Origin of the sequence: Nocardioides agariphilus (assembly GCF_015352445.1) — a bacterium.
Lineage (GTDB): Bacteria > Actinomycetota > Actinomycetes > Propionibacteriales > Nocardioidaceae > Nocardioides > Nocardioides agariphilus.
Genome location: NZ_JADKPO010000021.1, coordinates 16,563 through 41,538 on the forward strand (window position 1 = coordinate 16,563; position 24,976 = coordinate 41,538).

The following is a 24,976-nucleotide window of genomic DNA, read 5'->3' on the forward strand; positions in this document are numbered from 1 at the left end:
CGCACGAGGTCATCGTGCCACGCTCGCGGTGAGCCGGGGGCGCAAGTCTCAAGATCCGGGTCGGCCGTCGGCAGGCAGCCAGTGCACCCCGGCCTCCGAGACCAACCCCAGCACCATGGCAACGGCCGCGAGCACGGCGATCGCGATCGCCCACGTCTGGGTCGTGCGCGAGAGGGGCAGCACCAGACGCGATACGGGGCGCCGCACCCGAGACCCTCCAGGGCCGAGGTACAGCGCGCCCACGAGCGCCAGCCCGCCGGTGAACAGCGTCACCTCCAGCGAGACGGCGAAGGCGTAGCAGAGCAGCCCGGCCGCGACCGCGAACCCACCGGCCCAGAAGTACAGCAGGCCGGTCGTGGGCAAGGACCGCAGCAGGTGCCAGGGCGCCGACAGCGGAGCGACCACGACGTCGTACCACCGGGTGCCGCCTCGCAGGCGCTGCCGGTCCCCCGCCGCGCTCGCGGTCATGGAGCCCGAGCGCAGCAGGGCCACGAGCACCAGCAGCAGGCCGGTGGCCAGGTAGGGGAACGCGGCGACGCCCGCGGCGACGGCGACAGCGGTGGCGACGAGCAGCAGGGTCCGCCGCGCCCGCTCCACGCGCGACGCTGGTGCGGGCTCGGGCGGACCGACCCAGCCATGGACCGGCAGGTTGCGATGGTCGTGCCAGTGCTCGTCCCAGAAGTCCTCCTGGGCGGCGTGGGCCAGTGGCCGGAACCCGGCTCGGGGCGGGAACTGCGGAGCGGGCTGGAGCCGTGGGTCGACCAGAGTCGGGCGTACCTCGGTGACGACGTCGTCCGGCTCGACCCGTGGGGCCACGCCCGCCTGGGCCGCGACGGCCAACGGCATCGTGAAGAGGTCCTCGGCGTCCTCGGGCGCGTACCCGCGGAGGGGAGTCCGGGGATTGGCGTCGGGATCGAGCAGCTGGCGGATGCGATCCAGGCTCGGGCGTCGCGCGGGATCAGGGTCCAGAGCGGAGTCCAGCAGAGCGCGCAGAGCATCCGGCAGGCCCGCCAGGTCGTGGTCGCCGCGACGGACCCGGTCCATGATGGCCATCGAGGGCCCCGAACCGTAGGGCGAGGCTCCCAGCGCGGCGTAGGCAACCGTCGCCGCCCACGAGTGCACGTCGGAGGCGGGACTCGCGTCGTCGCCGTGCAGGATCTCGGGCGGCAGGTAGCCGGGTGTGCCGAGCAGCCAGCCGGTGTGGGTCAGCTTGGGATCGTCGGCAACCCGGGCAAGACCGAAGTCGATGAGGATGGGCGTGCGCCCCTCCATCAAGACGTTGGACGGCTTGACGTCACGGTGGAGCACGCCGGCGGCGTGCACGCTGGCGATCCCCTCGGCGAGCGCCTGCGCGAGCCAGACCAGATCGGTTCCGGTGACCGGCCCCTCCTCCTGTACCTGGTCGTGCAGGGAGAACCCCGGCACGTAGCGGGTCGCCACGAACGGCACCGGCCCCCACGGGTCGGCGTCGACGATCTCGGCCACCCACCGGCTGCGGATACGGCTCAGCGAGGAGACCTCGCGGGCCAGGCGGGCCCTGGCCTCGTCGTCGCCGACGATGTGGGGACGCAGCACCTTCAGCGCCACCCGTGGACCGTCGTCCTTGCGCGCGAGGTGCACCACGCCCATCCCGCCCTCGCCCAGGCGCGTCAGCAGCGTGTAGCCGCCGACGGTCAGGCCCGGTGGGGGCGCCGGTGGGGGCGCCTGCGGGCGCGGCGCACCTGAGGACAGAGTCACGCCGTCGAGCGTAACTGGGGGAAACCGGAATTTCGGGGCACGACGACCTGTACGAAGGGGTCAGCAGACCTCAGCACACACGGTGCATCCAGCCGAACGTGTCGTCGGCGCGGCCGTACTGGATGTCGACCAGGGCCTGCCTGATCCGCATCGTCAGCTCGCCGGCCTCACCGTCGGCGGCACCTGCCTGGCCGCCGTGCCAGCGCAGCTGGCCGACCGGCGTCACGACGGCGGCGGTGCCGCAGGCGAAGACCTCGACGATGTCGCCGCTGGTCACACCGTCGCGCCACTCCTCGATCGAGAACTTCCTCTCCTCGACCTGGTGACCGAGCTTGCCGGCGAGCTCGATGATGCTGGAGCGGGTGATGCCCTCGAGGATCGTGCCGACCTCGGGGGTGACGATGTGGCCGTCGGAGTAGACGAAGTACATGTTCATGCCGCCGAGCTCCTCGACGTAGGTCCCCTCCTGGGCGTCGAGGAAGACGACCTGGTCGCAGCCTTGTGCGGTCGCCTCCTGCTGCGCGACGAGCGAGGAGGCGTAGTTGCCGCCGGTCTTGGCCGCGCCCATCCCGCCGCGGCCCGCGCGCGTGTAGTCGGTCGAGAGCCACAGGCTGATCGGCTTGATGCCCTTGCTGAAGTAGGCGCCGGCGGGGCTGCAGATCACCATGAAGGTGACGTGCCGGGCCGGCCGGACCCCCAGGAACTTCTCGGTCGCGATCATGAACGGTCGCAGGTACAGGCTCTTCTCGCCCGCGGCATCGGGCACCCAGCGTTGGTCGACCTCGACGATGGCGTCCACCGCCTGCACGAAGTCCTCGACCGGCAGCACGGGCAGCGCCAGCCGTCCGCTGGAGCGCACCATCCGCTCGGCGTTGGCCTCGGGGCGGAAGGTCCAGACCGAACCGTCGTCGTGACGGTAGGCCTTCATCCCCTCGAAGATCTCCTGCGCGTAGTGGAGCACCGCCGTCGCGGGGTCGAGCGTCAGAGGGCCGTACGGCGTGACGCGGGCGCCGTGCCATCCGTCGACGGGCGTCCACTCGACGGTGAACATGTGGTCGGTGAAGTGCACCCCGAAGCCCGGGTTCGCCAGGATCTCGGCGAGTCGCTCGTCGGTCGTCGGGGACGAAGTACGGGTGATGCTGATGTCCATGGGTTCACCTGTCTGAGAAGTCTTCTGGAAGATAGTAGGGCGTCCAACTATGGGGAGGTAGCGGCACGCGGTTCAGGGAGTCCCGTCGCAGTCAGGGGATGCTTTCCCTGACCTGCGACGGTTTCCCCGGATGTCCGGGGAAACCGACAAACCCGCCCTAGTGAGCTACTCGGGCAGCGATCGCGTCGCCGATCTCGGAGGTGGAGCGGCGTACGTCGCGCCCGGAGGCGGCGAGCTCGGCGCGGTCGGCCAGCACGGCCGCCTCGACGGCGGCCGCGGCCTGGGAGTGACCGAGGTGGTCGAGCATCAGGGAGACCGACAAGATCGCGGCGGTCGGGTCGGCGATGCCCTGGCCGGCGATGTCGGGGGCCGAGCCATGGACGGGCTCGAACATGGAGGGAGCGGTCCGGTCGGGGTTGATGTTGCCCGAGGCGGCCAGCCCGATGCCGCCGGTGATGGCAGCGGCGAGGTCGGTGAGGATGTCCCCGAAGAGGTTGTCGGTGACGATGACGTCGAAGCGCGACGGATCGGTCGTCAAGAAGATCGTGGCCGCGTCGACGTGGAGGTAGTCGACGGTGACGTCGGGGAACTCTGCGGCGACGGCGTTGACCAGGCGCGACCACACGGCACCCGCGTGCACGAGCACGTTGGTCTTGTGGACCAAGGTGAGCTTGCGGCGCGGTCGGCGTGACGCGCGCGCGAACGCGTCGCGGACCACGCGCTCGACGCCGTGGGCGGTGTTGAGCGAGACCTCGGTGGCCACCTCGTGGGGCGTGCCGGCGCGCAGGGTGCCGCCGTTACCCGTGTAGGGACCTTCGGTGCCCTCGCGCACGACCACGAAGTCCACGTCGCCGGGTGCGGCCAGCGGGGAGACGACGCCCGGGAAGATGCGCGACGGCCGCAGGTTGACGTAGTGGTCGAGCTCGAAGCGCAGCTTGAGCAGCAGCCCTCGCTCGAGGATCCCTGCCGGCAGGCGGGCATCGCCCGGCTTGCCTCCCACGGCACCGAGGAGGATCGCGTCGTGCTCACGGATCTCGGCGAGCACAGCATCGGGCAGCACCTCGCCGGTCGCGAGGTAGCGCTCGGCGCCCAGGTCATAGCGCGTCGGCTCGACCTTCAGCTCGGCCGGAGCGGCCACCTCGAGGACCTTCAGGGCCTCCTCGGTGACCTCGGGACCGATGCCATCGCCACCGATGACCGCGAGCTTCAAGGACGTCACTGACTCACTCACTGGCCACAGGCTAGTTGTCGTCGGGGCGTTCGCCGCCGTTGTCCCGCAGGTCGAGCGAGGCCTGGACGGCCTCGTGGCTGCGCGGGTTCTCGGGCTGGTGCGACGCCGGACCCCAGTCGGGGTACATGTCGTACATCGGACTCTCCTGGTGATGACGTGCTGGTAGATGAACGGGAGAGCAGCGAGCCCGGGCGGAGATGAGGCCCAGGTCCCCCGGGTCACGGGAGAGCCGGTCGGTCATCGACCAGGAGAGTCACGGATCGCGTCGGCTTCGAGGAGCCCGCCACGGGACTGCTGCTGAACTAGCGCAAGACCCGCAACGCACGACCACCGCGACGAGGTGGCCTTGCTGTCAGGCCTCGCCGCGGCTGTCGATGAGTACGAACACGTTCCGCATGGTGCGACCAAGGTACGCCGCCAGAAGGGCGCCCCGCAGCCCATTTGCCCGACCCATCCACGATGCGAGACATGGGGACCACCATGAGAGACTGCGGGCATGTCGGCGCCCCCCGAGCTCCCGGACGTGGTCAACCGGGCCTTCGCGGTCTCGCGCAAGGCAGGCTACGTGTCCTTCTGCCGCAACGAGACCGGCCGGCTCCTCGCGACGCTGGCGGCCACCCGCGGCGGCACGCTCGCCGAGTTCGGCACCGGCTGCGGTGTCGGCACCGCCTGGCTCCGCTCGGGCGTGCGTGACGACGCCCGCATCGTGACCGCCGAGCTCGACCCCAAGCTGGCCAAGGCGGCCGCCCAGATCTTCGTGGACGACCCGCAGGTCGAGGTCGTCTCGGCCGACTGGTCCACGCTGTTCGACAAGGGCCCGTTCTCGCTGTTGTTCCTCGACTCGGGCAAGCCCTCGGCCGCCGGCCCTGACAAGGTCTGGGATCTCGTCGAGGAGGGCGGCATCGTGGTGCTCGACGACTTCACGCCGTGCGAGCACTGGCCCCCGACCTACGCCGGTCGCGTCGACACCCTGCGCGAGGAGTGGCTCAGCGACGACCGTTTCGCCGCGGTCGAGGTGATGATCGCGGCGGACGCGTCCGCGGTGATCGCAACGCGACGCTAGCCAGAGGTCAATACGTGCCGCGCGGGCCGTGGCCGGGTCAGGCCAGGTCGATGCCGCGCACCGAGGACGCGTCCATGGCCGCCTCGACCTCGGCGAGCACCTCGGCGCCGATGGCCGAGTCGACCGAGAGCGCCACCAGCGCCCGGCCGCCGAGCTCGTCGCGGGAGACCTGCATGCCCGCGATGTTGACCTTGGCCTCGCCGAGGATGCGACCGATGACCCCGACCATGCCCGGGCGGTCGATGTAGGTCAGGAAGGCCAGGTGGTCGGTGGGCTCGATGTCGACGTCGTAGCCGTTGACCTCGACGATGCGCTCGCGCTGGTTGATGCCGACCAGGGTGCCGCTGACCGAGACCTGCGAACCGTCGGCGAGCGTGCCGCGCAGCGTGATCAGGTTGCGGTGGTCGGGACTGTCGGGCTCGGTGATCAGGCGTACGGCGGTGCCGCGCTCGGCCGCGAGCAGCGGCGCGTTGACGTAGGAGACCTGGTCGGGAACGACGTCGCTGAAGACTCCCTTGAGGGCAGCCAGCTCCAGCACCTTGACGTCGTACTCGGTGATCTCGCCGCGGACCTCGACGTCGATCTGCTGGGCCACCTCGCCTGCCAGTCCGGTGAAGATGCGGCCGAGCTTCTCGGTCAGCGGGATGCCCGGACGTACGTCCTCGGCGATCACACCACCCTGCACGTTGACCGCGTCGGGTACCAGCTCGCCGGACAGTGCCAGTCGCACGGACCGCGCCACGGCGACGCCGGCCTTCTCCTGGGCCTCGTCGGTCGACGCACCGAGGTGCGGGGTCGCCACGACGTTCTCGAGCTCGAACAGTGGGCTGTCGGTGCACGGCTCGGTGGCGAACACATCGAGGCCGGCGGCCGCGATCCGGCCTTCCTTGAGGGCTGCATAGAGGGCGCCCTCGTCGACGATGCCACCGCGGGCGGCGTTGACCAGGACGAGGGACGGCTTGGCCTTGGCCAGCTGCTCGCTGCCGATCAGCCCGGCGGTCTCGGGAGTCTTGGGCAGATGCACGGACATGAAGTCCGACTCGGCCAACAAGGTGTCGAGGTCGACGAGGCGGACACCCATCTGCGCTGCCCGGCCGGCCTGCACGTAGGGGTCGTAGGCGATCACGGTCATCCCGAACGCGGAGAGGCGCTGGGCCACGAGGACGCCGATGCGGCCGAGGCCGACGATGCCGACGGTCTTCTCGTAGAGCTCGATGCCGGTGTACTTCGACCGCTTCCACTCGCCGTTCTTGAGCGAGGCATGCGCCGGGGAGACGTGCCGCGCGGCCGCGAGCATCAGCGCGACGGCCAGCTCGGCGGCAGAGACGATGTTGGACGTGGGGGCGTTGACCACCATCACGCCCGCCTGGGTGGCGGCCTTGACGTCGACGTTGTCGAGGCCGACGCCGGCCCGTGCGACGACCTTCAGCCGGCGCGCGGCGCCCAGTGCCTCGGCGTCGACCTTGGTCGCCGAGCGCACCAAGATCGCGTCGGCCCCAGCGATCGCCTCGAGGAGCTCGGTGCGGTCGGAGCCGTCGCAGTGCCGGATCTCGAAGTCGGGGCCCAGCGCAGCCACGGTGGCGGGGCTCAGCTCCTCGGCGATGAGCACCACGGGGCGGGCGACAGTGTCAGGGTGCGCAGTCACAGCGAAACGACCTCGGTCTCGAGTCACGGAGGGAGACGACGCACGACGCTGTGCCCGCACCACCCTAGCCGACGGGGTACGCCATCCCGGCGGCGTCTCAACCCCGATTCGTCAGCGGTCTGTCGGGTCCACGGTGCGGAGGGCCTGATGACCAATCACCGAGACTGCGATGCGCGCTCCAGCACCTGGGCGAACACCTCGACGGGCTGCGCCCCCGAGACGCCGTACTTCCGGTCGATGACGAAGAACGGCACACCCGTTGCACCATAGGCACGAGCCTGGCGTACGTCGGCGGCGACCGCCTCGGCGTAGGTGTCGCCGGCCAGCACCTCGTCGACCCTGCTCTCGTCGAGGCCGATCTCCACGGCGACCTTGCGCAGCACGGCGTGGTCACCGACGTCGGCCCCGTCGCGGAAGTGGGCGTCGACCAGGGCCGCGTTGAGAGACTTCTGCAGGTCGGGACCGCCCGCGTCGAGCGCCAGGTGCAGGAGTCGATGGGCATCGACGGTGTTGCAGTGCAGCGTGGTCTCCATGTGCATCTCGAGTCCCTCGGCCGCCGCGAGGTCCTCGGTGCGCGCCATCGCACCAGCCGCCTCGTCACGAGTCAGCCCGTAGCGGGCGGCCAGCACCTCGACCATCGGCTCGGCGGCTCCGACCGGCGCGGTCGGGTCGAGCTCGAAGGAGCGCAGCACCACCTCGACGTCGTCGAGGCCGGCCTGGGCCAGCGCGGTGTCGAGCCGAGCCCGGCCGATCGCGCACCATGGGCAGACCACGTCAGACCAGATCTCAACGATCATGTACTTTTCAACCACTCCGGCGCGGGTGGTGTTCCCGCCCGCGCCGGGGTCACGCGACCAGTGCCTCGGAGTCCGTCGCCGTACTCCCGTGCAACAAGCGGGTGAAATCGGCCTCGAGAGCCGTCAACTGCACGGGACTACCCCATCACGCGGATGACGAGCTCGCCGTGGTGCACCGAGAACCAGCCGTCGGGATCGGCGGCCCAGGCGCGCCACGCGGCGGAGATCCGGGCCAGCTCCTCGGGCGTCGCGCGGGCCTCGCGCACCAGCTGGTCGGCAAGGGCGGAGCCGACGATGCGGTCGGCCCACAGCCCGCCCCACCACGTTCGCGCCTCAGGAGATGCGTAGCACCAGGTGGACGACCCAGCCGTGACGTCGGTCAGTCCGGCCGCGTGCGCCCACGAGAGCAGCCGGCGTCCGGCGTCGGGCTCGCCGCCGTTGGCGCGTGCCGCGCCGTCGTACAGCTCCAACCAGCGGTCGAGCTCGGGTAGCCGCGGCCACCACGCGAAGGAGCCGTAGTCGGAGTCGCGGACGCCGACTACTCCCCCGGGCCTGGTCACGCGAGCCATCTCGCGCAGCGCCTGCACCGGATCGGCGACGTGCTGGAGCACCTGGTGCGCGTGCACGACATCGAACTCCCCGTCGTCGAACGGCAGGGCATGCACGTCGGCGACGTGGACCTCGACCCCGGGCGCTCCTGCGCGGGTGATGGCCGCCGCGTCCTCGTCGATCTCGGTCGCGACGACCTCGCCGACGATCGTGGCCAGATCCGCGGTGATGGTGCCAGGGCCGGCCCCGACATCGAGCAGGCGCTGGGACGAGTCGAGGTGCGCGCGCAGGTACGCCGCGGAGTTGGCCACCGTGCGGTTGCGGTGGGAGCGCAGCACCGACTCGGCATGCCCGTGGGTGTAGGTGGTCATGGGGTCACCGGGTCGCGGTGCCCTCCTGGTAGTCGTCGTCGTGCGACTTCACCCAGGCCATCAGCTTGCGCAGCTCGCGGCCGGTGTTCTCGATCGGGTGCTGCTCGCCCTTGGCGCGCAACGCGTGGAACTCCGGACCGCCGGCGTCCTGGTCGTCGATGAACCGCTGGGCAAAGGAGCCGTCGCGGATCTCGGCCAGGATCTGCTTCATGTTGTCCTTGACGTGCTCGTCGATGACGCGAGGCCCGCTGACGTAGTCGCCGTACTCGGCGGTGTCGGAGACCGACCAGCGCTGCTTGGCGATGCCGCCTTCGTACATCAGGTCCACGATCAGCTTCAGCTCGTGCAGGCACTCGAAGTAGGCGACCTCGGGCTGGTAGCCGGCCTCGGTGAGGACCTCGAAGCCGTACTGGACCAGCATCGAGGCGCCGCCGCACAGCACGGCCTGCTCGCCGAACAGGTCGGTCTCGGTCTCCTCGGTGAAGGTCGTCTTGATGCCACCCGCGCGCAGGCCGCCGATGGCCTTGGCGTAGGACAGGGCCAGGTCCCAGGTCTTGCCGGAGTAGTCCTTCTCGACGGCGACGAGCACAGGCACACCGCGCCCGTCGACGTACTCGCGGCGCACGAGGTGGCCCGGACCCTTGGGGGCGACCATGAACACGTCCACGCCCTCGGGCGGGGTGATGTAGCCGAAGCGGATGTTGAACCCATGACCGAAGACCAGGGTGTCGCCCGGGGCGATGTTGGGCTCGATGGCCTCCTTGTAGAGCTGGCGCTGCTTGTGGTCGGGGGCCAGGACCACGATGACGTCGGCCTCCTCGACCGCCTCGGCCGGGGTGAGTACGCGCAGGCCCTCGGCCTCGGCCTTGGCCCGGCTCTTGGATCCCTCGGGCAGGCCGATGCGCACGTCGACGCCGGAGTCGCGCAGGGACAGCGAGTGCGCGTGACCCTGGCTGCCGTAGCCGAGCACGGCCACGTTCTTGCCCTGGATCAGGGACAGGTCGGCGTCGTCGTCGTAGAACATCTGGGCCACGGTGGGCGCTCCTTGGGTGATGGTGGTGTGGGTCTTGTCAGGCTTTGCTGTCGGATGTCAGGTGAGGTTTTCCCTGACCTCCGACGGTTTCCCCGGACGTCCGGGGAAACCCCCGGGACGGCCGAGACCGACGCCGGCTCATCCAGCCCGCGACGGAGAGGGTACGGCGACCGGACGCAAGGTGCGCTCGGAGATGGAGCGGGGGCCGCGGCCGATGGCGACCATGCCGGACTGCACGAGCTCGCGGATGCCGAAGGGCTCCAGGAGGCGGCGCAGGTCGGCGAGCTTGTCGGCGTTGCCGATGGCCTGGACGACCACGGTGTCAGGTGAGACGTCGACGACCTTGGCTGCGAAGAGCTCGACCACATCGAGGATCTGGCCACGGGTCTCGGCGTCGGCCCGCACCTTGACGAGCAGGAGCTCGCGGTTGACCGAGGCCGCGCCGTCGAGCTCGACGATCTTGATCACCTCGACCAGCTTGTTGAGCTGCTTGGTGACCTGCTCGAGCGGGGACTCCTCGACGTTGACCACGATGGTCATCCGGGAGACCTCGTCGTGCTCGGTGGGACCGACGGCGAGGGAGTCGATGTTGTAGCCGCGGCGGGCGAACAGGCCAGCGATCCGGGCCAGCACGCCGGGCTTGTTCTCGACGAGCACGGACAGTGTGTGACGGCTCATGGTTACAGGTCGTCCTTGTCGAACTCGGGGGCCAGGCCTCGGGCGTACTTGATGTCGTCGTTGCTGGTGCCGGCGGCCACCATCGGCCACACCATCGCGTCACGGTGCACCCGGAAGTCGATGACGACGGGCTGGTCGTCGATGGCCATCGCCTTCTCGATCGTGGCGTCGACCTGGTCGGGCGACTCGCACGCCAGCCCCACGCAGCCGTAGGCATCGGCGAGCTTGACGAAGTCGGGGATGCGCTTGCTGTGCAGGTCGGTGTTGGAGTAGCGCTCGTTGTAGAACAGCGTCTGCCACTGCCGGACCATGCCGAGCGACTCGTTGTTGATGATCGCGACCTTGATGGGGATGTCGTTGATCGCGCAGGTGGCCAGCTCCTGGTTGGTCATCTGGAAGCAGCCGTCGCCGTCGACGCACCACACGGTCTTGTCGGGCGCCCCCACCTTGGCGCCCATGGCCGCGGGCACCGCGAAGCCCATCGTGCCCAGGCCGCCGGAGTTGATCCAGGTGCGGGGGTTCTCGTAGCCCACGAAGTGGGCCGCCCACATCTGGTGCTGGCCCACGCCCGCGACGTAGATGGACTCCGGGCCCGCGATCCTGCCCAGGCGCTCCATGACGTACTGCGGGGCGAGCGTGCCGTCGTCGGGCTGGTCGTAGGCGAGCGGGTAGCGCTTCTTGATGTCGGCCAGGAACTCCACCCACGCCTCGTAGTCGCCGGTGTGACCGGCCTCGGCCTCGGCCTTGAGCGCGAGTACCAGGTCGGCGATCACCTCGCGCGCGTCGCCCACGATGGGCACGTCGACGGCGCGGTTCTTGCCGATCTCGGCCGGGTCGATGTCGGCATGGATGATGCGCGCTCCCGGCGCGAACGAGTCGAGGTTGCCGGTGACCCGGTCGTCGAACCGCGCGCCCAGGCTGATGATGAGGTCGCTGCGCTGCAGGCCGGCGACCGCAGCGACGGTGCCGTGCATGCCGGGCATGCCGAGGTGCTGGACGTGGCTGTCAGGGAACGCCCCGCGTGCCATCAAGGTGGTGACGACCGGCATGCCGGTCAGCTCGGCGAGCGCCTTGAGCTCGGCGGACGCACCGGCCCGGATCACGCCGCCGCCGACGTAGAGCACCGGCCGGCGGGACTCGAGGATCAGGCGGGCGGCCTCGCGGATCTGCTTGGCGTGAGGTCGGGTCACCGGCCGGTAGCCGGGCAGGTGCAGCTCGGCCGGCCAGGCGAACGTCGTGCGGGCCTGGAGCGCGGACTTCGCGACGTCGACGAGCACCGGACCGGGCCTGCCGGTCGAGGCGATGTAGAACGCCTCGGCCACGACCCGCGGGATCTCGTCGGGATCGGTGACCAGGAAGTTGTGCTTGGTGATGGGCATCGTGATGCCCCGGATGTCGGCCTCCTGGAAGGCATCGGTGCCGATCGCAGCGGCGCCCACCTGGCCGGTGACGGCCACAATCGGCACGGAGTCCATGTAGGCGTCGGCGATGGGGGTGACCAGGTTGGTCGCACCCGGGCCCGAGGTGGCCATGCACACGCCCACGCGGCCGCTCGCCACGGCGTACCCCTGTGCCGCGTGGCCGGCGCCCTGCTCGTGACGCACGAGGATGTGGCGGATCGAGGAGTCCATCAGTGGGTCGTACGCCGGGAGGATGGCGCCGCCCGGGATGCCGAAGATGTCGGTGGTGCCGGCTGCCTCCAGCGACTTGATCAGGCTCTGCGCGCCGGTGACCGAATCGCCGGTGCCGGGGTCCTGCTCGCCCATCTCGGTTGGCCTTGTCTGTGAGGTGTGTGGATCCATGAAAAAACCCCCCGGCCGATTCGGCAACGAGGGGTGACGCGAGGTGGAGGCGGTGGGGGCCTCAGTCCTCGCGTCGGGTGCGTACAAGCGCGGTGTGCACCCGCCCACGGTAGCCGCCGGGCCGACGATCCGTCATGGAGTCTCGCAGGCCGTCCCAGCATCCGGGACCCGTGTCCCGGATGCTGGCCTCGCGCACACCTCAGTCACGCCCCACCGAGGTGCAGACGCACACCTTGTTGCCCTCCGGGTCGGCGAGCACGATGAAGGCCGGCTCGTGCTCGCGCGAGACCAGTGTCCCGCCCGCTGCGAGCGCGGCCGCGATGCGAACCTCTGCCTGGTCCGGCGGCACCGACACGTCGACGTGGAAGCGCTGGCGGGGCTCCTCACTCGCCTCGCTCTGCTGGAGCCAGAAGGTGACCTGGCGGCCCTGCGGGTCACAGATGTCGAGGTCGTCGATCGCTTCGTAGCCCAGCACCGCCGCCCAGAACGCCGCGACGGCGGGCCGGTCGTGGGTGTCGAGACCGATCTCGATCCGGCTCAGCCTGTCAGGCGTCGCCTCGATGCCGAGCTCGGAGGCGATCTGGCTGATCGTCGTCGCCAGCGCGAGGTCACGCTCGGTCACCCCACCGGCGTCGTGGCTCCACAGCCTCACGTGCACAGCGGGATAGGTCAGCGTCAGGTCGGGATGGTGGTTGACCGCCTCGGCCGCGGCGCCGATGCGCTCGACGAAGCGCAGCCCGGTGGCGAAGTCTCCGGTCGCGTAGACAGCCTCGATGGCGCTGAGCAGGACCTCGAATCCGGCAGGCTGCCGCTCGCGCACCTCGCTGCGCTTGAGTGTCTCGGGCATCGCGTGTCTCCTCGTCGTCAGGGATCGGCCAGGTCAGTGGTGCGGCAAGACGGTCTGGCCGATGGGTCCGGGGTTGTAGGCGACCTCCCACCGGAAGCCCGCCGGGTCGGCGAAGTAGCCGGTGTAGCCGCCCCACTCGCGCTCGACCGCGTCGCCGACGTAGGACGCTCCGGCGGCGCGTGCGTCCTCGAGCACGGCGTCGACCTCCTCGCGGGTCGCCAGGTTGTGGGCCAGCGTGATCGGCACGAGGCCCTCGCCGCGTCTGATCGGACCGACCTCTTCCTCGAAGCCAGGCTCGGCCCACAGCGACAGCACGAGGTGCTCGCCGACCTGGATCATCACGACGTCGCCAGGCACGTGCATCGCGGCCTCCCAGCCGAGCCCGTCGACGTAGAACTCGTGGGCTGCCTCGAGGTCGGGGACGGCCAGGGTGAGGAAGCTGACGCGTGGCTCCATGCGACCCACCTTGCCACGGACCTCAGACAGCCTCGATCCGAGTGAGGTCGCCGAGGTGCTGGCGCTGTCCCCCGTCGTCGTCGAAGTTGGCCGGGTCGAGCCAGGCCTCGTGGGCAGCACGGATGCGCGGCCACTCGGCGTCGGTGATCGAGAACCAGTCGGTGTCGCGGTTGCGGCCCTTGTAGACCAGGGCCTGACGGAACCGGCCCTCGTAGGTGAACCCGAGCCGCGCGGCCGCGCGGCGTGACGGCTCGTTGAGGGAGTCGCACTTCCACTCGTACCTGCGGTAGCCGAGGGCGTCGAAGACGTGGTGGGCCAGCAGGTACATCGCCTCCGTCGAGGCCGGCGTGCGCTGCATCGACCGGGCCAACAGGATGCCGCCGATCTCGACGACGCCGTTGGCCGGGTCTGCCCTCATCAAGGTGGCGATGCCCTCCGGACCACGCCCCCGCGGCGTGACCACGAAGCTCACGTCGGTGGGGTGGGCGAGCAGTTCGGCCACGAAGGTCTCCATCGAGGCCGGGCCCGTGGGGCGGTCGGCCGGACGGTAGGTCCACAACGCGTCGTCCTGGGGCCCCGAGAGCGCGTCGTACAACGCCGCCGAGTGGGCGTGCTCGAGGCCGGCGACGGTGACATAGCGACCGGTCAGCACCACAGGGGCCGGCGCGGGTCGTGGCTCCCAGTCGACGGGCTCGCCGAGCTCCTGCCCGTGCTGGTTGGTGCGCGTCATCCCAGCAGCTCCCGCACGGCGGCGATGCCGCGGTCCACCTCGTCGTACGACGTGGACAGCGGCGAGAGCCCGACGCGCAGGCCGCCCGGGTCGCGGTAGTCGGGGATGACGTCTCGCTCCCACAGCGCCGCCACCACACGCTGCATGTCGCGATGGTGGAGCGTGACGTGGCCGCCGCGCCAGCCGGCGTCGCGTGGCGATGCGACCGTGACGCCGCGGCCGGAGAGGTGCTCGTCGGCCAGGGCGATGGCGTGCTCGGTGAGGCCGACGGACTTCTCGCGCACCGCTGCCATGCCCACCTCGTCGACGAGGTCCACCATGTCGCTGACGGCGAGCATCGCCGTGACGGCCGGCGTCCCGGACAGGAATCGGCGGATGCCCTGGGTCGGCGTGTAGACCGGGCCCATCAGGAACGGGTCGGTCGCGCCCATCCAGCCCTGGATGGGCTGGCTCAGGTCGTCGAGGTGACGAGCCGCGACGTAGCAGTAGGCAGGCGACCCGGGGCCACCGTTGAGGTACTTGTAGGTGCAGCCGACCGCCAGGTCGGCCTGCCACGCGTCGAGCTCGACCGGCACCGACCCGCCCGAGTGCGAGAGGTCCCACAGGATCAGGGCGCCGGCATCGTGGGCGATCCTGGTCAGCGCGGAACCGTCGGCGAGGTAGGCCGACCGGTAGGCCACGTGGCTGGCGACGACGAGCGCCGTACGCTCGCTCACCACGTCAGCGAGCAGCTCGGCTGTGATGCCGGCGCTGGTGTCGACGTCGACCCAACGCAGCGCCAGGCCGCACTCGCGGGCCACGCCGTCGGCGACGTAGCGGTCGGTGGGGAAGTTGTCGCGGTCGACCACGATCTCGGTCCGCCCCGGGCGCGCGGCGACGGCTGCCCGCATCAGCTTGTAGAGCAGGACGGTGGTCGAGTCGCCGACGGCGACCTGGCCCGGTGCGGCGCCGAGGAAGGTACGGCCGATGCGGTCCCCCAGCGTCAGCGGCAGGTCGAACCAGCGCTCGTCCCAGCCGCGGATCAGGCGGCCACCCCACTCCTCCAGCACGAACTCGCGAAGTCGCTCGGCGGTGACCTTCAGCGGCCGGCCCAGCGAGTTGCCGTCGAAGTAGACCAGGTCGGACTCCGCGCCGACGAAGCGGTCGCGGTACTGCTGCAGCGGGTCGTGGGGCATCAGGCCTCCGTCCGTATGACGTGCGCGCCGGCCAGGCGGTCGGCGAAGGGTTCGGGCCCGTCCGGCACGTCGGTCTGCAGGCCGTCGTCGACACTCGTGAACGGCCAGGGGTCCGTCAGCGCCGCGAGCACCGCGTCGTCGTCGAGTCCGGCCTCGGACAACAGCCCGGTCTCGCGCAGGTTCAGGGCCTCGGGCAGCGGGCCGTTGCCGAGGTCGGTGCCGTAGAGCACGCGTCCGCCGGCTGCGGCGAAACGCGCCAGGTTGTCGACGGCCCGCTGCTGGTCGGGGGTCGCGGCGCCGTAGCCGTGGATGTCGAGCGTGCTGATCCAGACCTGCCCCGCCGCCACCGCCTCGGCCACCACCTCGTCGTCGAGTCGGTGAGTCCACGGCGTGTGCGCGAGCGCCCCCACTCCCCCGGCCAGGGCGAGCTCGACCATGCCGGGCCCCTCACAGTGCGCGACCACGGGGAGCCCGGCTGCCGTGGCCTCACCCACCACCTCGCGGAGGGACGACAGGTCGAGCACGGCACCGGCGTCACGGTTGAGGGTGGTCTTCACCAGGGCAGCACCCAGGGCCACCTGGTGCGCAACGGCTGCGGCGGCCGCTCGGGGCTCGGCGACCTCGCTGGTGCAGCGAGGTGGCGCCCATCCACTCGCCCTCGGGTAGCCACCGGGCGCGGCCACGAACCTACCGGCGTACGACGTGGCCACCGCCGCGCTGGCCGCAAGAGCGACGACGTCGTCGTTCCAGCCGAGGTCCACGACCCGCCCGATCCCCGAGTCCGCCAGGCCCGTCAGGTCGACGAGTCCCACGTGCACGTGGTGGTCGACGAACACGGGCGAGCGCACGGTGCCGACCCTAGTGCCGCGGGTGCGCGACGCCGGCGTCACTGGTAGCTGACGAACCTCACGGCAGGCCGGATCTTGCGCACGCGCTGCGGGGAGAACAGGTTGACGTCCTCGTCGTAGAACAGCTTGAAGCCCATCGCGAACTGGTCGGGCCGTGCGACCGCGTGGTAGGTCGCCAGCTTCTGGCGCTGGGTGCCGAAGCCATCGACGTGCTGCACCATGGCCAGCCCCTTGCGGTCCACCACCTTGTCGATGTTGCGGATCATCGAGGTGCGGAACTGGTGGAGGACGAACGCCTTCTCCGGCAGGCCGCGTCGTTGCTTGAGACCGGACAGCCACCTCGTGACCCGGTTGACCTCGACTGCGCCCACGCTGCCGATCACCTGGGCCGGCACCTGCCGCGGGCCGACCCGCCACTCGGGGTCGAGCGCCAGACCGACCCACGGATCCTGAAGCGCCCACTTCCAGCGCTGGGCCACGGTGAGGAAGTCGGACCGGCCAGGCTGCAGGTCGAGCACCACGAGCGCGCCGTGACGGTGCGCAGCGGCGATGTAGTCGCGCACCGCCGCGTCGGAAATGTCGTGGCTGTAGTCGCCGTCAGGACCCGGCACCGCGTCGGCGACCGTGACGATCAGCTCATAGACCGGCTGGACCTGCTCGCCGTCTCGACCGAACGGCTCGGCCGCCTTGAGCAGTCGCCGGTGCATGGTGTCGGGGTCCGCCTCACCCAGGACGCCGAGCACACCGGTGCCGGCCGTGCCGTAGTACGCGACCAGGAATCGGCGGTGCCCGAAGACCCTGGTGCCTCCGCCCGGCAGGTCCACGACCTCCTGGACCGCAGATACGGCGGCAGGTAGGGGGGCAGGTACCGCGGGCTGCCCGAGAGTGACCTCAGCCGGGGCCGCGGCCACCCGCGCGAGCGCTCCGTCAGGGGCGCGCCCGCCCTGCGCGCCGGCAGTGCTCAGCGATTCGACGCCGATGAAGGCCAGCCCCGCGATCGTCGCGATCACGAGCAGCCGCAGCGGCTTGTCGGCCGGGACCTTGCCCATGGCCGTGAGACTAGGAGCGGACCGGATTGGTTGCCGGGACCCGCGCCGAGGCGGCGCCCGGGCCTGCCTCACCCATGGTGCGGCAGGGCGGTGATCGCCGGGCCCACGGCGACGGCGTCGAGGTCGGGCGCCGCGACCGGCAGCGGCCGTCTCGCCACGACCGACACCTTGCCCGAGGCCGCACGGCGGACCACGAGCGAGCAGTCCTCGTCAGCCGGGTCCGGACTGGTCAGGTCGGCGAGCGCCTCGTCGCGACAGGCCTGGACCAGCCTCGAGGCGATGTCGTAACCCAGGGCGGTGGTGGCGTCGGGACGCGCGCCGGTCCCGCGCTGGAGCGCGAGCACGAGATCGGGTACGTCGGCGCGGTGCCACGTGGAGGCGGCGTAGACGGCCCCGCCGCGGCCGAGGTCGGCCAGGTCGCGCTCGTCGACGCCGCGGCCGGCGATGACGATCTCGGCGGGCACGCGTGCGGCGCGCAGCGCCTCGACGATCTCTCGTAGCTGGTGTCCCGTGGCGTGCACGGCGACGACCCGGGCCCCCGAGACGCGGGCGACCTGGGCGGCGGCGGTCGCGCTCCTCGGCCAGACCTCGACCGAGCCCGCGACGGACTCGCCGTGCTCGACGTAGCCCGCGCGCAGGGCCACGACACCGTCGCCGCTCCCCTCGTCGCGGCTGACCAGCTGGAACAGCGAGCCCTGCAGGTGCTGGGCGGCCCACTGGCCCAGCACGTAGGCCTCCTGCCAGTGGTGTTCGGTCCGGCGCAGCACCCCTCTCCTGTGCTGCGCCGGGTGAGCGACCAGATCGCCCTCGTCGGCCACCACGAGGCCGATACCGCGAGACGAGCAGAGCGGGCCCAGCAGGTCCGCCACACCGGCCGAGGTGACGACGAGGGCGTCCGCGCCTGCCTCGAGCAGCCTGGTGGCCGCGTCGACGAGGGCGGGTCCGAACGGCGTTGCGCCAGCCGCCGTCACGGACGCATGGAGGTCGCGAGCGTGCTCGAGACCGAGCCGGAGCCCGGCCACCAGCCGATGTCCGCGACCAGGGCGGTCGGCCGGGTCGGTCACCAGGACGCCGAGGTGCAACGAGCGGCGGGTCGCCTCCGGGCGGCGCAGCAGGTCACGGCCAAGGACGCCGGCCGCCGGGCCGGGGCGGAGGGCGACGGGTCGCGAAGCGCTGGCCAGCACGCTTGATGCCTCCTCGTGAGCGCACGACGGCGCGCCTCACGAACGGGGGGACGCCGAGAGCCTCGGACTGAGTGGACCGGGGCCGTGGTGACGACGCTAGGTCAGCGGTTCCCGCACCCGCCGCGGAACTCGCGAACCTTCACCTTCCGGTCCAGTCATCCCCGGAGGTCGAAGGTCTCAGCCGCACACGGCTCCGTGGGCGGCGGACTGGACGAGCCGGACGTACTTGCCCAGCACCCCGCGCGTGTAGACCGGCGGCAGCGGCTCCCAGCCCTGCTTGCGGTCCTCGAGGTCGGAGATCTCCACCTCGAGCGTGCGGTTGCGCACGTCGAGGGTGATCGGGTCGCCGTCGCGCACGAACGCGATCGGGCCGCCGTCGACGGCCTCGGGCGCGATGTGGCCCACGCACAGGCCGGTCGTGCCGCCCGAGAAACGGCCGTCGGTCACCAGCAGCACGTCCTTGCCGAGGCCGGCCCCCTTGATCGCCCCGGTGATGGCCAGCATCTCGCGCATGCCGGGACCGCCCTTGGGGCCCTCGTAGCGGATCACCACGACGTCGCCGTGCCGGATCTGGCCGGCGGCCAGGGCGTCGAGCGCCGCCCGCTCGCGGTCGAAGACGCGAGCGGTGCCCCGGAAGACGTCGTCGTCGAACCCGGCGCTCTTGACGACCGCACCCTCAGGTGCCAGCGAGCCGGTGAGGACGGTGATGCCGCCGGTGCGGTGGATCGGGCGGTCCAGGCTCCGGATCACGTCGTCGTCGAGGTCGGGCGGGGTCAGGTCGGCGAGGTTCTCGGCCAGCGTCTTGCCCGTCACCGTGAGCACGTCGCCGTTCATCAAGCCGGCGTCGAGCAGGGCTCGCATCACCACGGGGATGCCGCCCACCTTGTCGACGTCGTTCATCACGTAGCGGCCGAAGGGCTTGAGGTCGCCGAGGTGCGGCACCTTGTCGCCGATCCGGTTGAAGTCGTCGAGCTCGAGGTCGACGTCGGCCTCGCGGGCGATCGCCAAGAGATGGAGGACGGCGTTGGTGGAGCCACCCAGCGCCATCACGACGGCGATGGCGTTCTCGAAGGCCTCGCGCGTCATCACCTGACGTGCCGTGATGCCCTGGCGCAGCATCTCCACGACGGCCTGCCCCGAGCGGTGGGCGAACCCGTCGCGGCGACGGTCCACTGCGGGCGGAGCGGCCGATCCGGGCAGCGACATGCCGAGCGCCTCGCCGACCGCGGCCATGGTGTTGGCGGTGTACATGCCGCCGCACGCGCCCTCGCCCGGGCAGATCGCCCGCTCGATGCGGTCGACCTCCTCGCGGGTGATCCTGCCCGCCAGGCACGCACCGACGGCCTCGAAGGCGTCGATGATCGTCACGTCGTGGCCGTCGACCTGGCCGGGCATGATCGAACCGGCGTAGAGGAACACGCTGGCGAGGTCGAGGCGCGCAGCAGCCATCAGCATGCCGGGCAGCGACTTGTCGCACCCGGCCAGCAGCACCGAGCCGTCGAGCCGCTCGGCCATCATCACCGTCTCGACGGAGTCGGCGATCACCTCGCGCGAGACCAGGGAGAAGTGCATGCCCTCGTGGCCCATCGCGATGCCGTCGGACACCGAGATGGTGCCGAACTCGAGGGGGTAGCCGCCGGCCGCGTGCACGCCGTTCTTCACGGCCTTGGCCAGCCGGTCCAGGGAGAGGTTGCAGGGGGTGATCTCGTTCCACGACGACGCGACGCCGATCTGCGGCTTCACCCAGTCGTCGTCGCCCATGCCGACCGCCCGCAACATGCCCCTCGCGGCGGTCTTCTCCAGGCCGTCGGTGACGTCGCGCGAACGGGGCTTCATGTCGGGTGCTTCGGCCATGTCGCGAGCCTACTTAAGCGACCGGGCGGTACGCCGGGGCGAGCGGAAGTGCGAGATCGCCCCACCGCTCGCGGGTGTGCTCGAGGACCCGGCCGGCGAAGGCCGAAGCGCCGGTGTCGGACTCGGCGACGACCCTCAGCCGGTGTGCTCGGCCACAGCCCTCAGGCGAGCCAGACCCTTCTCGAAGTCCTTGCCGACCAGCTTGTCCATCGGCACGACCTTGGCGAACAGGCCGGCGAACCCGCCCGGGGTCTGCCCTGTCATGGTCCAGGTGACGTCGGTGCCGGTGGCGGTGGGCCGCAGCGCGAGGCGGACCTTCGAGACGTTGCTGAACGGCTTGATGAACCTCACATCCACGTCGACCCCCTCAGGACCGGAGGCCGTGATCTCCATGCTGCCCTCGCCCGCCTTGCGGTTGCCCCTCCAGGCGTAGTGGGCGCCGATGCCCGCGTCGGGGCCGGAGTAGGACCGCTGCAGGTCGGGGTCGAGGTCCTCCCACGGGGACCACTTGATCCACTGGTGGAAGTCGTCGATCAGCGCGTGCACGGTGCCGGGCGCTGCGCTGATGGTGGTCGACCGACTGACCTCGTAGCTGCTCACTGCCCGACCCTCTCAGAGCGAGGCGGCACGGACCACCATCACGTCGGGCAGGTCGGCCACGATCTGGCGCCAGGTGTTGCCGGAGTCGGAGGAGGCCCACACGGCGCCGTTGCGCGTGCCGACGTAGATGCCGGCGCTCTCGTGGTCGTCGGCCGTCATCGCGTCGCGCATCACCCCGACGTAGAAGGCGTCGGGCAGCCCTGTGCTGAGCTCCTCCCAGGTCTCCCCCGCGTCGTGGGAGCGCCACACGCGCGCCTTGCCCTCGGGCGGGTAACGACCGGCTGAGCCGTCGAGGGGGAAGACGTAGACGGTGTCGGGCTGGTGCGGGTGCACGACGATGGGGAACCCGAAGTCGGCGGGCAGGCCGTCGGCGATGGACTTCCAGATCATGCCCTCGTCGTCGGAGCGGTAGACACCCCCGTGGTTCTGCAGGTAGAGGCGCTCGGGGCGGGCGGGGTGTCGGGTGACCTTGTGCACGCACTGGCCGAAGGCGGGGTACTGCTGGCCCTCGGGCAGGAACTCGGCCCGGATGCCCTGGTTGCGGGCCTGCCAGGAGGCGCCGCCGTCGGTGGTCTGGTAGACGCCGCCCGTCGAGATCGCAGCCGTGACCGACTGCGGGTCGGTGGGGTGCGGGAGGATCGTGTGGAAGGCCTGGCCGCCGAACCCGGCGCCCCACTCGGGTCGCTCGGGGTGGTCCCACAGGGCCTGCTCGAGGCTGAAGGTCTCGCCCCTGTCGGTCGAGCGCCACACCGCGCCCGGCTCCGTGCCGGCGTAGACGACGCCGTCCTCGGGACCGGTCGCGAGCTGCCAGACGCGCGCCAGTGTCTCCTCGCTGCCCTCGGGGAACCGGATGGCGCCGTTGGGCGTCTCCTGCCAGCTCGCGCCGAGGTCGTCGGAACGCCAGACCTGTGGGCCCAGCCAGCTGGAGCTCGCGCCGGCCAGGAGGCGCGGGCCGGCCGAGTCACCGCCACCGCGCTTGTCGACCAGGCAGGAGTAGACCTCCTCCATGTCGAAGTGGGGACCGCTGAAGTCCCACTCCTCGCGGGCCTCGTCGGACCGCCCGAGCCAGAGCCCCTTGCGGGTCCCGACCATGACGATGGTGCCGCCAGATGATGTGCCAGATGATGTGCCAGATGAGGTCTCGGCCACGGCTCGCTCCTCCTGTTTCGCGGGTCTTGTGGATGGTAGACCGGCCCACTGACACCGATTCAGCGCGAGTTGCCGCCTGAGTGTCAGCGCGCTGACACAACGGGCTCGAGCGGCGCCTTAGGTTCTCGACTCGCGTGCCCGGGACCGTCACATCTCCCTGTCGGCGCTCCGCCTCGCGGCGGAAGGCCGTGACGGTCCCGGGCACCTACGTCCCACCAGTTCCCCCGGCCGCGGCCCTCCGGGCGGCGATCGTCGCCGGACGGGTTGAATAGGCGCTCGTGAGCCGGCCGCGCATCTCCCCCATCTGGCTGGTGCTGGGGGGAATCGCGTCGGTGCAGTTCGGGGCGGCGGTCGCCAAGAACCTGTTCGACACGATCGACCCGACGGCGATGGTGTGGCTGCGACAGGCCACGAGTGCGGTGGTGCTCCTCGCGATCGCCCGACCGGCACTGCGCGGACGCAGCCGCGAGGACTGGTCGACGATGGTCGCCTTCGGGCTGGCCCTGGGCACCATGAACTGGTCGATCTACCAGGCCTTCGCCCGCATCCCCCTCGGCCTCGCCGTGACGATCGAGTTCGCCGGGCCGCTGCTGCTCGCCGTCGCGCTGTCGCGCCGGCTGCGCGACCTGCTCTGGGTGGCGCTGGCAGCCCTGGGCGTGGGGCTGCTGGGCTTGGAGAAGACCGAGCTCGACCTGGCCGGCATCGCCTTTGCCCTCCTCGCGGGCGGCTGCTGGGCGGCCTACATCCTGCTGGCGGCCCGCACCGGACGTCGCTGGCCCGGCCTCGACGGGCTCGCGATGGCCAGCGTCGTGGCGACAGTCCTACTCGCTCCGCTGGCCATCCCGGCTGGAGGCTCGGACCTCCTGGATCCCAGGATCGTGTTGCTCGGCGCCGCCGTCGGGCTGCTGAGCTCGGTGATCCCGTACTCCGCGGACACCCTGGCGCTGCGCAGCATCAAGCCCGACGTGTTCAGCATCCTGATGAGCCTGGAGCCGGCCGCCGCTGCCCTGGCCGGGATGCTGCTCCTGCAGGAGTTCCTCAGCCCGTTGCAGTGGGTCGCGGTCGCGGCCGTCACCGCCGCGAGCATCGGCGCCACGCGAGGCCCTGACAGCCTGGCCGAGCCGATGCCCGACTGAGCACCTTCCGAGCCCCGGCGAGCCGCCAGGATCAGCCTCGCGGCCCGGGCACAATGCCAGCCATGGAAACCCCTCCGGACTCAGCGGCGCCCTCGACGCGGGGCGCCAGCCGCAAGGCGGAGTCGGTGGTCGAGTTCCACCACATCCTCAGCGACGACGGCACCCGGCTGCGTGCTTGGACCAACGACCCGCTCGGCCGCATCGACGGCCCGACCGTGCTGCTGTGCAACGGGCTGGGAGTCAGCCCGTGGTGCTGGCCCGCTCTGCTGCACGCCGACTGCGGGGTCCGGGTCATCTCCTGGAACCACCGCGGCACCGGTGGCTCGGCCAGGCCGGCCGACCCTCGCCGCGTCGGCATCGAGGAGTTCGTCGAGGACGCGCTCTCGGTGATGGACCACTTCGGCGTGGTGCGTGCCGTGGCGATGGGCTGGTCGATGGGCGTCAACACCGCCTTCGAGCTGGCCGTGCGCCACCCCGAGCGGGTGACGGGCATCTTCGCCGTCGCCGGCGTGCCGGGCGACACCTTCGCCACGATGCTGGGCCCGCTGCGACTCCCCCACTCCCTGGCCCGCCGGGTGACGGTCGGGCTGTCGCGGGCACTGCGCACCACGGGGGCCTTCATCTCGCCGGTCACGACCCGGCTGCCCGTGGGCGGCCGCACCGTCGCCGCGCTGACCCACTCGGGCTTCATGCTGCCCACCCCCGACAACCACCTCACCGCCCGCGCGCTGCGCGAGTTCCTGGCCGTCCCCATCGAGTGGTACTTCCATCTCGCCCTGCGCACCTCCGAGCACGCACGGGTCTCGTTGCGCAACGTACGCGTGCCGGTGATGCTGGTCGCGGCGACCTACGACGTGCTGGCCGGCGCCCGCGACATGCGCACCGCGGCCGACCGCCTCGCGGACGCGACGTACGTCGAGCTGCGAGCCAGCCACTTCGTGCAGATGGAGCAGCCCGAGATCGTGCACGAGCTGCTGCTCGGGTTCCTCGGCGAGATCGACCAGATCTAGGACTGGGTCACCGACTGGGTCACCGACTGGCTCACCGACTGGCTCACCGACTGGGTCGCGAACCTGGCCCGTCGCGCGGCTCGCCGCAACGTGGTGAGCACAGCCGGACCGAGCAGCGCGATCGCCAGTGCGGTGGTGATCGCCCGACCGGTGTCGAAGCTGCCGGTCGAGGTCAGCAGGGTGTAGACGGCGAACCGCTGGAGGTTGTCGACCAGGGGTTCCCCGGCCACGAAGTCGAGCGAGCCTGCGTGGCCGGGGACGGCGATACCGAGGATGAACGGCCAGCCGGAGAGGTTCATCAAGAGCCCGAAGGCGTAGGCGGAGAGCACTCCGTAGGCGGCCAGCATCACGATCTCGGCCCGGCCCGTGACCCGACGCGGCAACAGGCCCGCCCCCATGCCCACCCACGCCGACACCAGCATCTGGTACGGCAGCCACGGCCCGACGCCCGCAGTCACGAGAGCAGAGGCGAACAACGAGGTGCAGCCGAGCGCGAAGCCGAAGCCAGGACCGAAGACGCGACCTCCCAGGATCAGCAGGAAGAAGACCAGCTCGATCCCGGCAGTACCAGCCGACAGACCACGCAGCACGGCGTTGCAGGCACTGAGCACCCCGAGGATCGCCAGCGCACGAGGGTCCAGCCCGCCCTCGGACACCTCCGCCAGGACCACCGCTATCACCAGCGGCAGCAGAGCCAGGAACAGGAACGGCGGGCTCAGCGTCTCGCCCTCCGGCAACCGCACCAGCAGCGGCCAGCACAGCATCACCAGCCCCGCCACCGACGCAACGGCCAGCACCGCCGCTGATCGTCGGGTCAGTGGCACCGCCATGGGTCCCCAGCGCGAGGATTCAGGGCCCTCGGCCTGGCGTTCGTGACCAGTC

Annotated in this window: 24 protein-coding genes; 3 read left to right on the forward strand and 21 right to left on the reverse strand. The window is 71.1% G+C overall.

Annotation, left to right across the window (positions count from 1 at the left end; genetic code table 11):
• Nucleotides 1-48 precede the first annotated feature (48 nt).
• The 4 genes from ISU10_RS15270 to ISU10_RS23620 form a co-directional block, all read right to left on the reverse strand.
• Nucleotides 49-1,737, reverse strand: coding sequence for a serine/threonine-protein kinase (locus ISU10_RS15270; RefSeq protein WP_194697274.1), 1,689 nt, complete (start codon nt 1,735-1,737; stop codon nt 49-51).
• A 70-nt stretch (nt 1,738-1,807) separates the two neighbouring features.
• Nucleotides 1,808-2,887 (reverse strand): branched-chain amino acid aminotransferase, encoded by a 1,080-nt coding sequence (locus ISU10_RS15275; protein ID WP_194697275.1) that lies wholly within the window; start codon nt 2,885-2,887, stop codon nt 1,808-1,810.
• A gap of 157 nt (nt 2,888-3,044) precedes the next feature.
• Nucleotides 3,045-4,118 (reverse strand): 3-isopropylmalate dehydrogenase, encoded by a 1,074-nt coding sequence (locus ISU10_RS15280; RefSeq protein WP_370865460.1) that lies wholly within the window; start codon nt 4,116-4,118, stop codon nt 3,045-3,047.
• A 10-nt stretch (nt 4,119-4,128) separates the two neighbouring features.
• The gene (locus tag ISU10_RS23620; RefSeq protein WP_267239174.1) at nt 4,129-4,254 is read right to left on the reverse strand and encodes a hypothetical protein; all 126 of its coding nucleotides are present in this window, start codon (nt 4,252-4,254) and stop codon (nt 4,129-4,131) included.
• A gap of 360 nt (nt 4,255-4,614) precedes the next feature.
• On the opposite strand from ISU10_RS23620, the gene ISU10_RS15285 reads away from it, so the two are divergent.
• The gene (locus ISU10_RS15285; RefSeq protein WP_194697276.1) at nt 4,615-5,181 is read left to right on the forward strand and encodes an O-methyltransferase; all 567 of its coding nucleotides are present in this window, start codon (nt 4,615-4,617) and stop codon (nt 5,179-5,181) included.
• 37 nt (nt 5,182-5,218) lie between these two features.
• Here ISU10_RS15285 and serA read toward each other — a convergent pair whose 3' ends face one another.
• From serA to ISU10_RS15365, 16 genes are all read right to left on the reverse strand, one after another.
• Nucleotides 5,219-6,826 carry a phosphoglycerate dehydrogenase gene (gene serA, locus ISU10_RS15290; protein ID WP_370865461.1) on the reverse strand — a complete coding sequence of 536 codons (1,608 nt, stop codon included), beginning with the start codon at nt 6,824-6,826 and terminating at the stop codon, nt 5,219-5,221.
• 155 nt (nt 6,827-6,981) lie between these two features.
• Entirely contained in the window at nt 6,982-7,623 is a 642-nt protein-coding gene (locus ISU10_RS15295) for a DsbA family oxidoreductase (protein ID WP_194697277.1), read from the reverse strand.
• A 137-nt stretch (nt 7,624-7,760) separates the two neighbouring features.
• Entirely contained in the window at nt 7,761-8,543 is a 783-nt protein-coding gene (locus tag ISU10_RS15300) for a class I SAM-dependent methyltransferase (RefSeq protein WP_194697278.1), read from the reverse strand.
• 4 nt (nt 8,544-8,547) lie between these two features.
• Entirely contained in the window at nt 8,548-9,576 is a 1,029-nt protein-coding gene (ilvC, locus tag ISU10_RS15305) for a ketol-acid reductoisomerase (protein ID WP_370865464.1), read from the reverse strand.
• 138 nt (nt 9,577-9,714) lie between these two features.
• Nucleotides 9,715-10,254 carry an acetolactate synthase small subunit gene (gene ilvN, locus ISU10_RS15310; protein WP_194697279.1) on the reverse strand — a complete coding sequence of 180 codons (540 nt, stop codon included), beginning with the start codon at nt 10,252-10,254 and terminating at the stop codon, nt 9,715-9,717.
• Between the two features lie 2 nt (nt 10,255-10,256).
• The gene (locus tag ISU10_RS15315; protein ID WP_228501034.1) at nt 10,257-12,020 is read right to left on the reverse strand and encodes an acetolactate synthase large subunit; all 1,764 of its coding nucleotides are present in this window, start codon (nt 12,018-12,020) and stop codon (nt 10,257-10,259) included.
• 235 nt (nt 12,021-12,255) lie between these two features.
• Entirely contained in the window at nt 12,256-12,903 is a 648-nt protein-coding gene (locus ISU10_RS15320) for a 4a-hydroxytetrahydrobiopterin dehydratase (protein WP_194697281.1), read from the reverse strand.
• Between the two features lie 33 nt (nt 12,904-12,936).
• The gene (locus ISU10_RS15325) at nt 12,937-13,359 is read right to left on the reverse strand and encodes a VOC family protein (RefSeq protein ID WP_194697282.1); all 423 of its coding nucleotides are present in this window, start codon (nt 13,357-13,359) and stop codon (nt 12,937-12,939) included.
• Between the two features lie 22 nt (nt 13,360-13,381).
• The gene (locus tag ISU10_RS15330; RefSeq protein WP_194697283.1) at nt 13,382-14,089 is read right to left on the reverse strand and encodes a GNAT family N-acetyltransferase; all 708 of its coding nucleotides are present in this window, start codon (nt 14,087-14,089) and stop codon (nt 13,382-13,384) included.
• Nucleotides 14,086-15,264, reverse strand: coding sequence for a kynureninase (locus tag ISU10_RS15335; RefSeq protein WP_194697284.1), 1,179 nt, complete (start codon nt 15,262-15,264; stop codon nt 14,086-14,088). The genes ISU10_RS15330 and ISU10_RS15335 overlap by 4 nt, the downstream gene beginning before the upstream one ends.
• Nucleotides 15,264-16,112, reverse strand: coding sequence for an amidohydrolase family protein (locus ISU10_RS15340; RefSeq protein ID WP_194697285.1), 849 nt, complete (start codon nt 16,110-16,112; stop codon nt 15,264-15,266). Before ISU10_RS15340 ends, ISU10_RS15335 begins: the two co-directional genes overlap by 1 nt.
• A 38-nt stretch (nt 16,113-16,150) precedes the next feature.
• Nucleotides 16,151-17,161: a hypothetical protein gene (locus ISU10_RS15345; RefSeq protein WP_194697286.1), complete on the reverse strand. Its 1,011-nt coding sequence runs from the start codon at nt 17,159-17,161 to the stop codon at nt 16,151-16,153.
• A 68-nt stretch (nt 17,162-17,229) separates the two neighbouring features.
• Complete coding sequence (locus ISU10_RS15350) at nt 17,230-18,345, reverse strand: ABC transporter substrate-binding protein (protein ID WP_194697287.1); 1,116 nt, start codon at nt 18,343-18,345, stop codon at nt 17,230-17,232.
• Nucleotides 18,346-18,522: 177 nt separating this feature from the next.
• Nucleotides 18,523-20,199 (reverse strand): dihydroxy-acid dehydratase, encoded by a 1,677-nt coding sequence (gene ilvD / locus ISU10_RS15355; protein WP_194697288.1) that lies wholly within the window; start codon nt 20,197-20,199, stop codon nt 18,523-18,525.
• A gap of 135 nt (nt 20,200-20,334) precedes the next feature.
• Complete coding sequence (locus ISU10_RS15360; RefSeq protein ID WP_194697289.1) at nt 20,335-20,799, reverse strand: SRPBCC family protein; 465 nt, start codon at nt 20,797-20,799, stop codon at nt 20,335-20,337.
• A 12-nt stretch (nt 20,800-20,811) separates the two neighbouring features.
• Nucleotides 20,812-21,891: a WD40/YVTN/BNR-like repeat-containing protein gene (locus ISU10_RS15365; RefSeq protein WP_194697328.1), complete on the reverse strand. Its 1,080-nt coding sequence runs from the start codon at nt 21,889-21,891 to the stop codon at nt 20,812-20,814.
• Nucleotides 21,892-22,226: 335 nt separating this feature from the next.
• On the opposite strand from ISU10_RS15365, the gene ISU10_RS15370 reads away from it, so the two are divergent.
• Together ISU10_RS15370 and ISU10_RS15375 are read left to right on the forward strand one after the other, a co-directional pair.
• On the forward strand, nt 22,227-23,084 hold the full coding sequence (locus ISU10_RS15370) for an EamA family transporter (protein ID WP_370865465.1): 858 nt from the start codon (nt 22,227-22,229) through the stop codon (nt 23,082-23,084).
• Between the two features lie 62 nt (nt 23,085-23,146).
• Entirely contained in the window at nt 23,147-24,094 is a 948-nt protein-coding gene (locus ISU10_RS15375; RefSeq protein WP_194697290.1) for an alpha/beta fold hydrolase, read from the forward strand.
• On the opposite strand, the gene ISU10_RS15380 is transcribed toward ISU10_RS15375, so the two are convergent.
• Nucleotides 24,091-24,924: an ECF transporter S component gene (locus tag ISU10_RS15380; RefSeq protein WP_194697291.1), complete on the reverse strand. Its 834-nt coding sequence runs from the start codon at nt 24,922-24,924 to the stop codon at nt 24,091-24,093. The genes ISU10_RS15375 and ISU10_RS15380 overlap by 4 nt on opposite strands.
• Between the last annotated feature and the right edge of the window lie 52 nt (nt 24,925-24,976).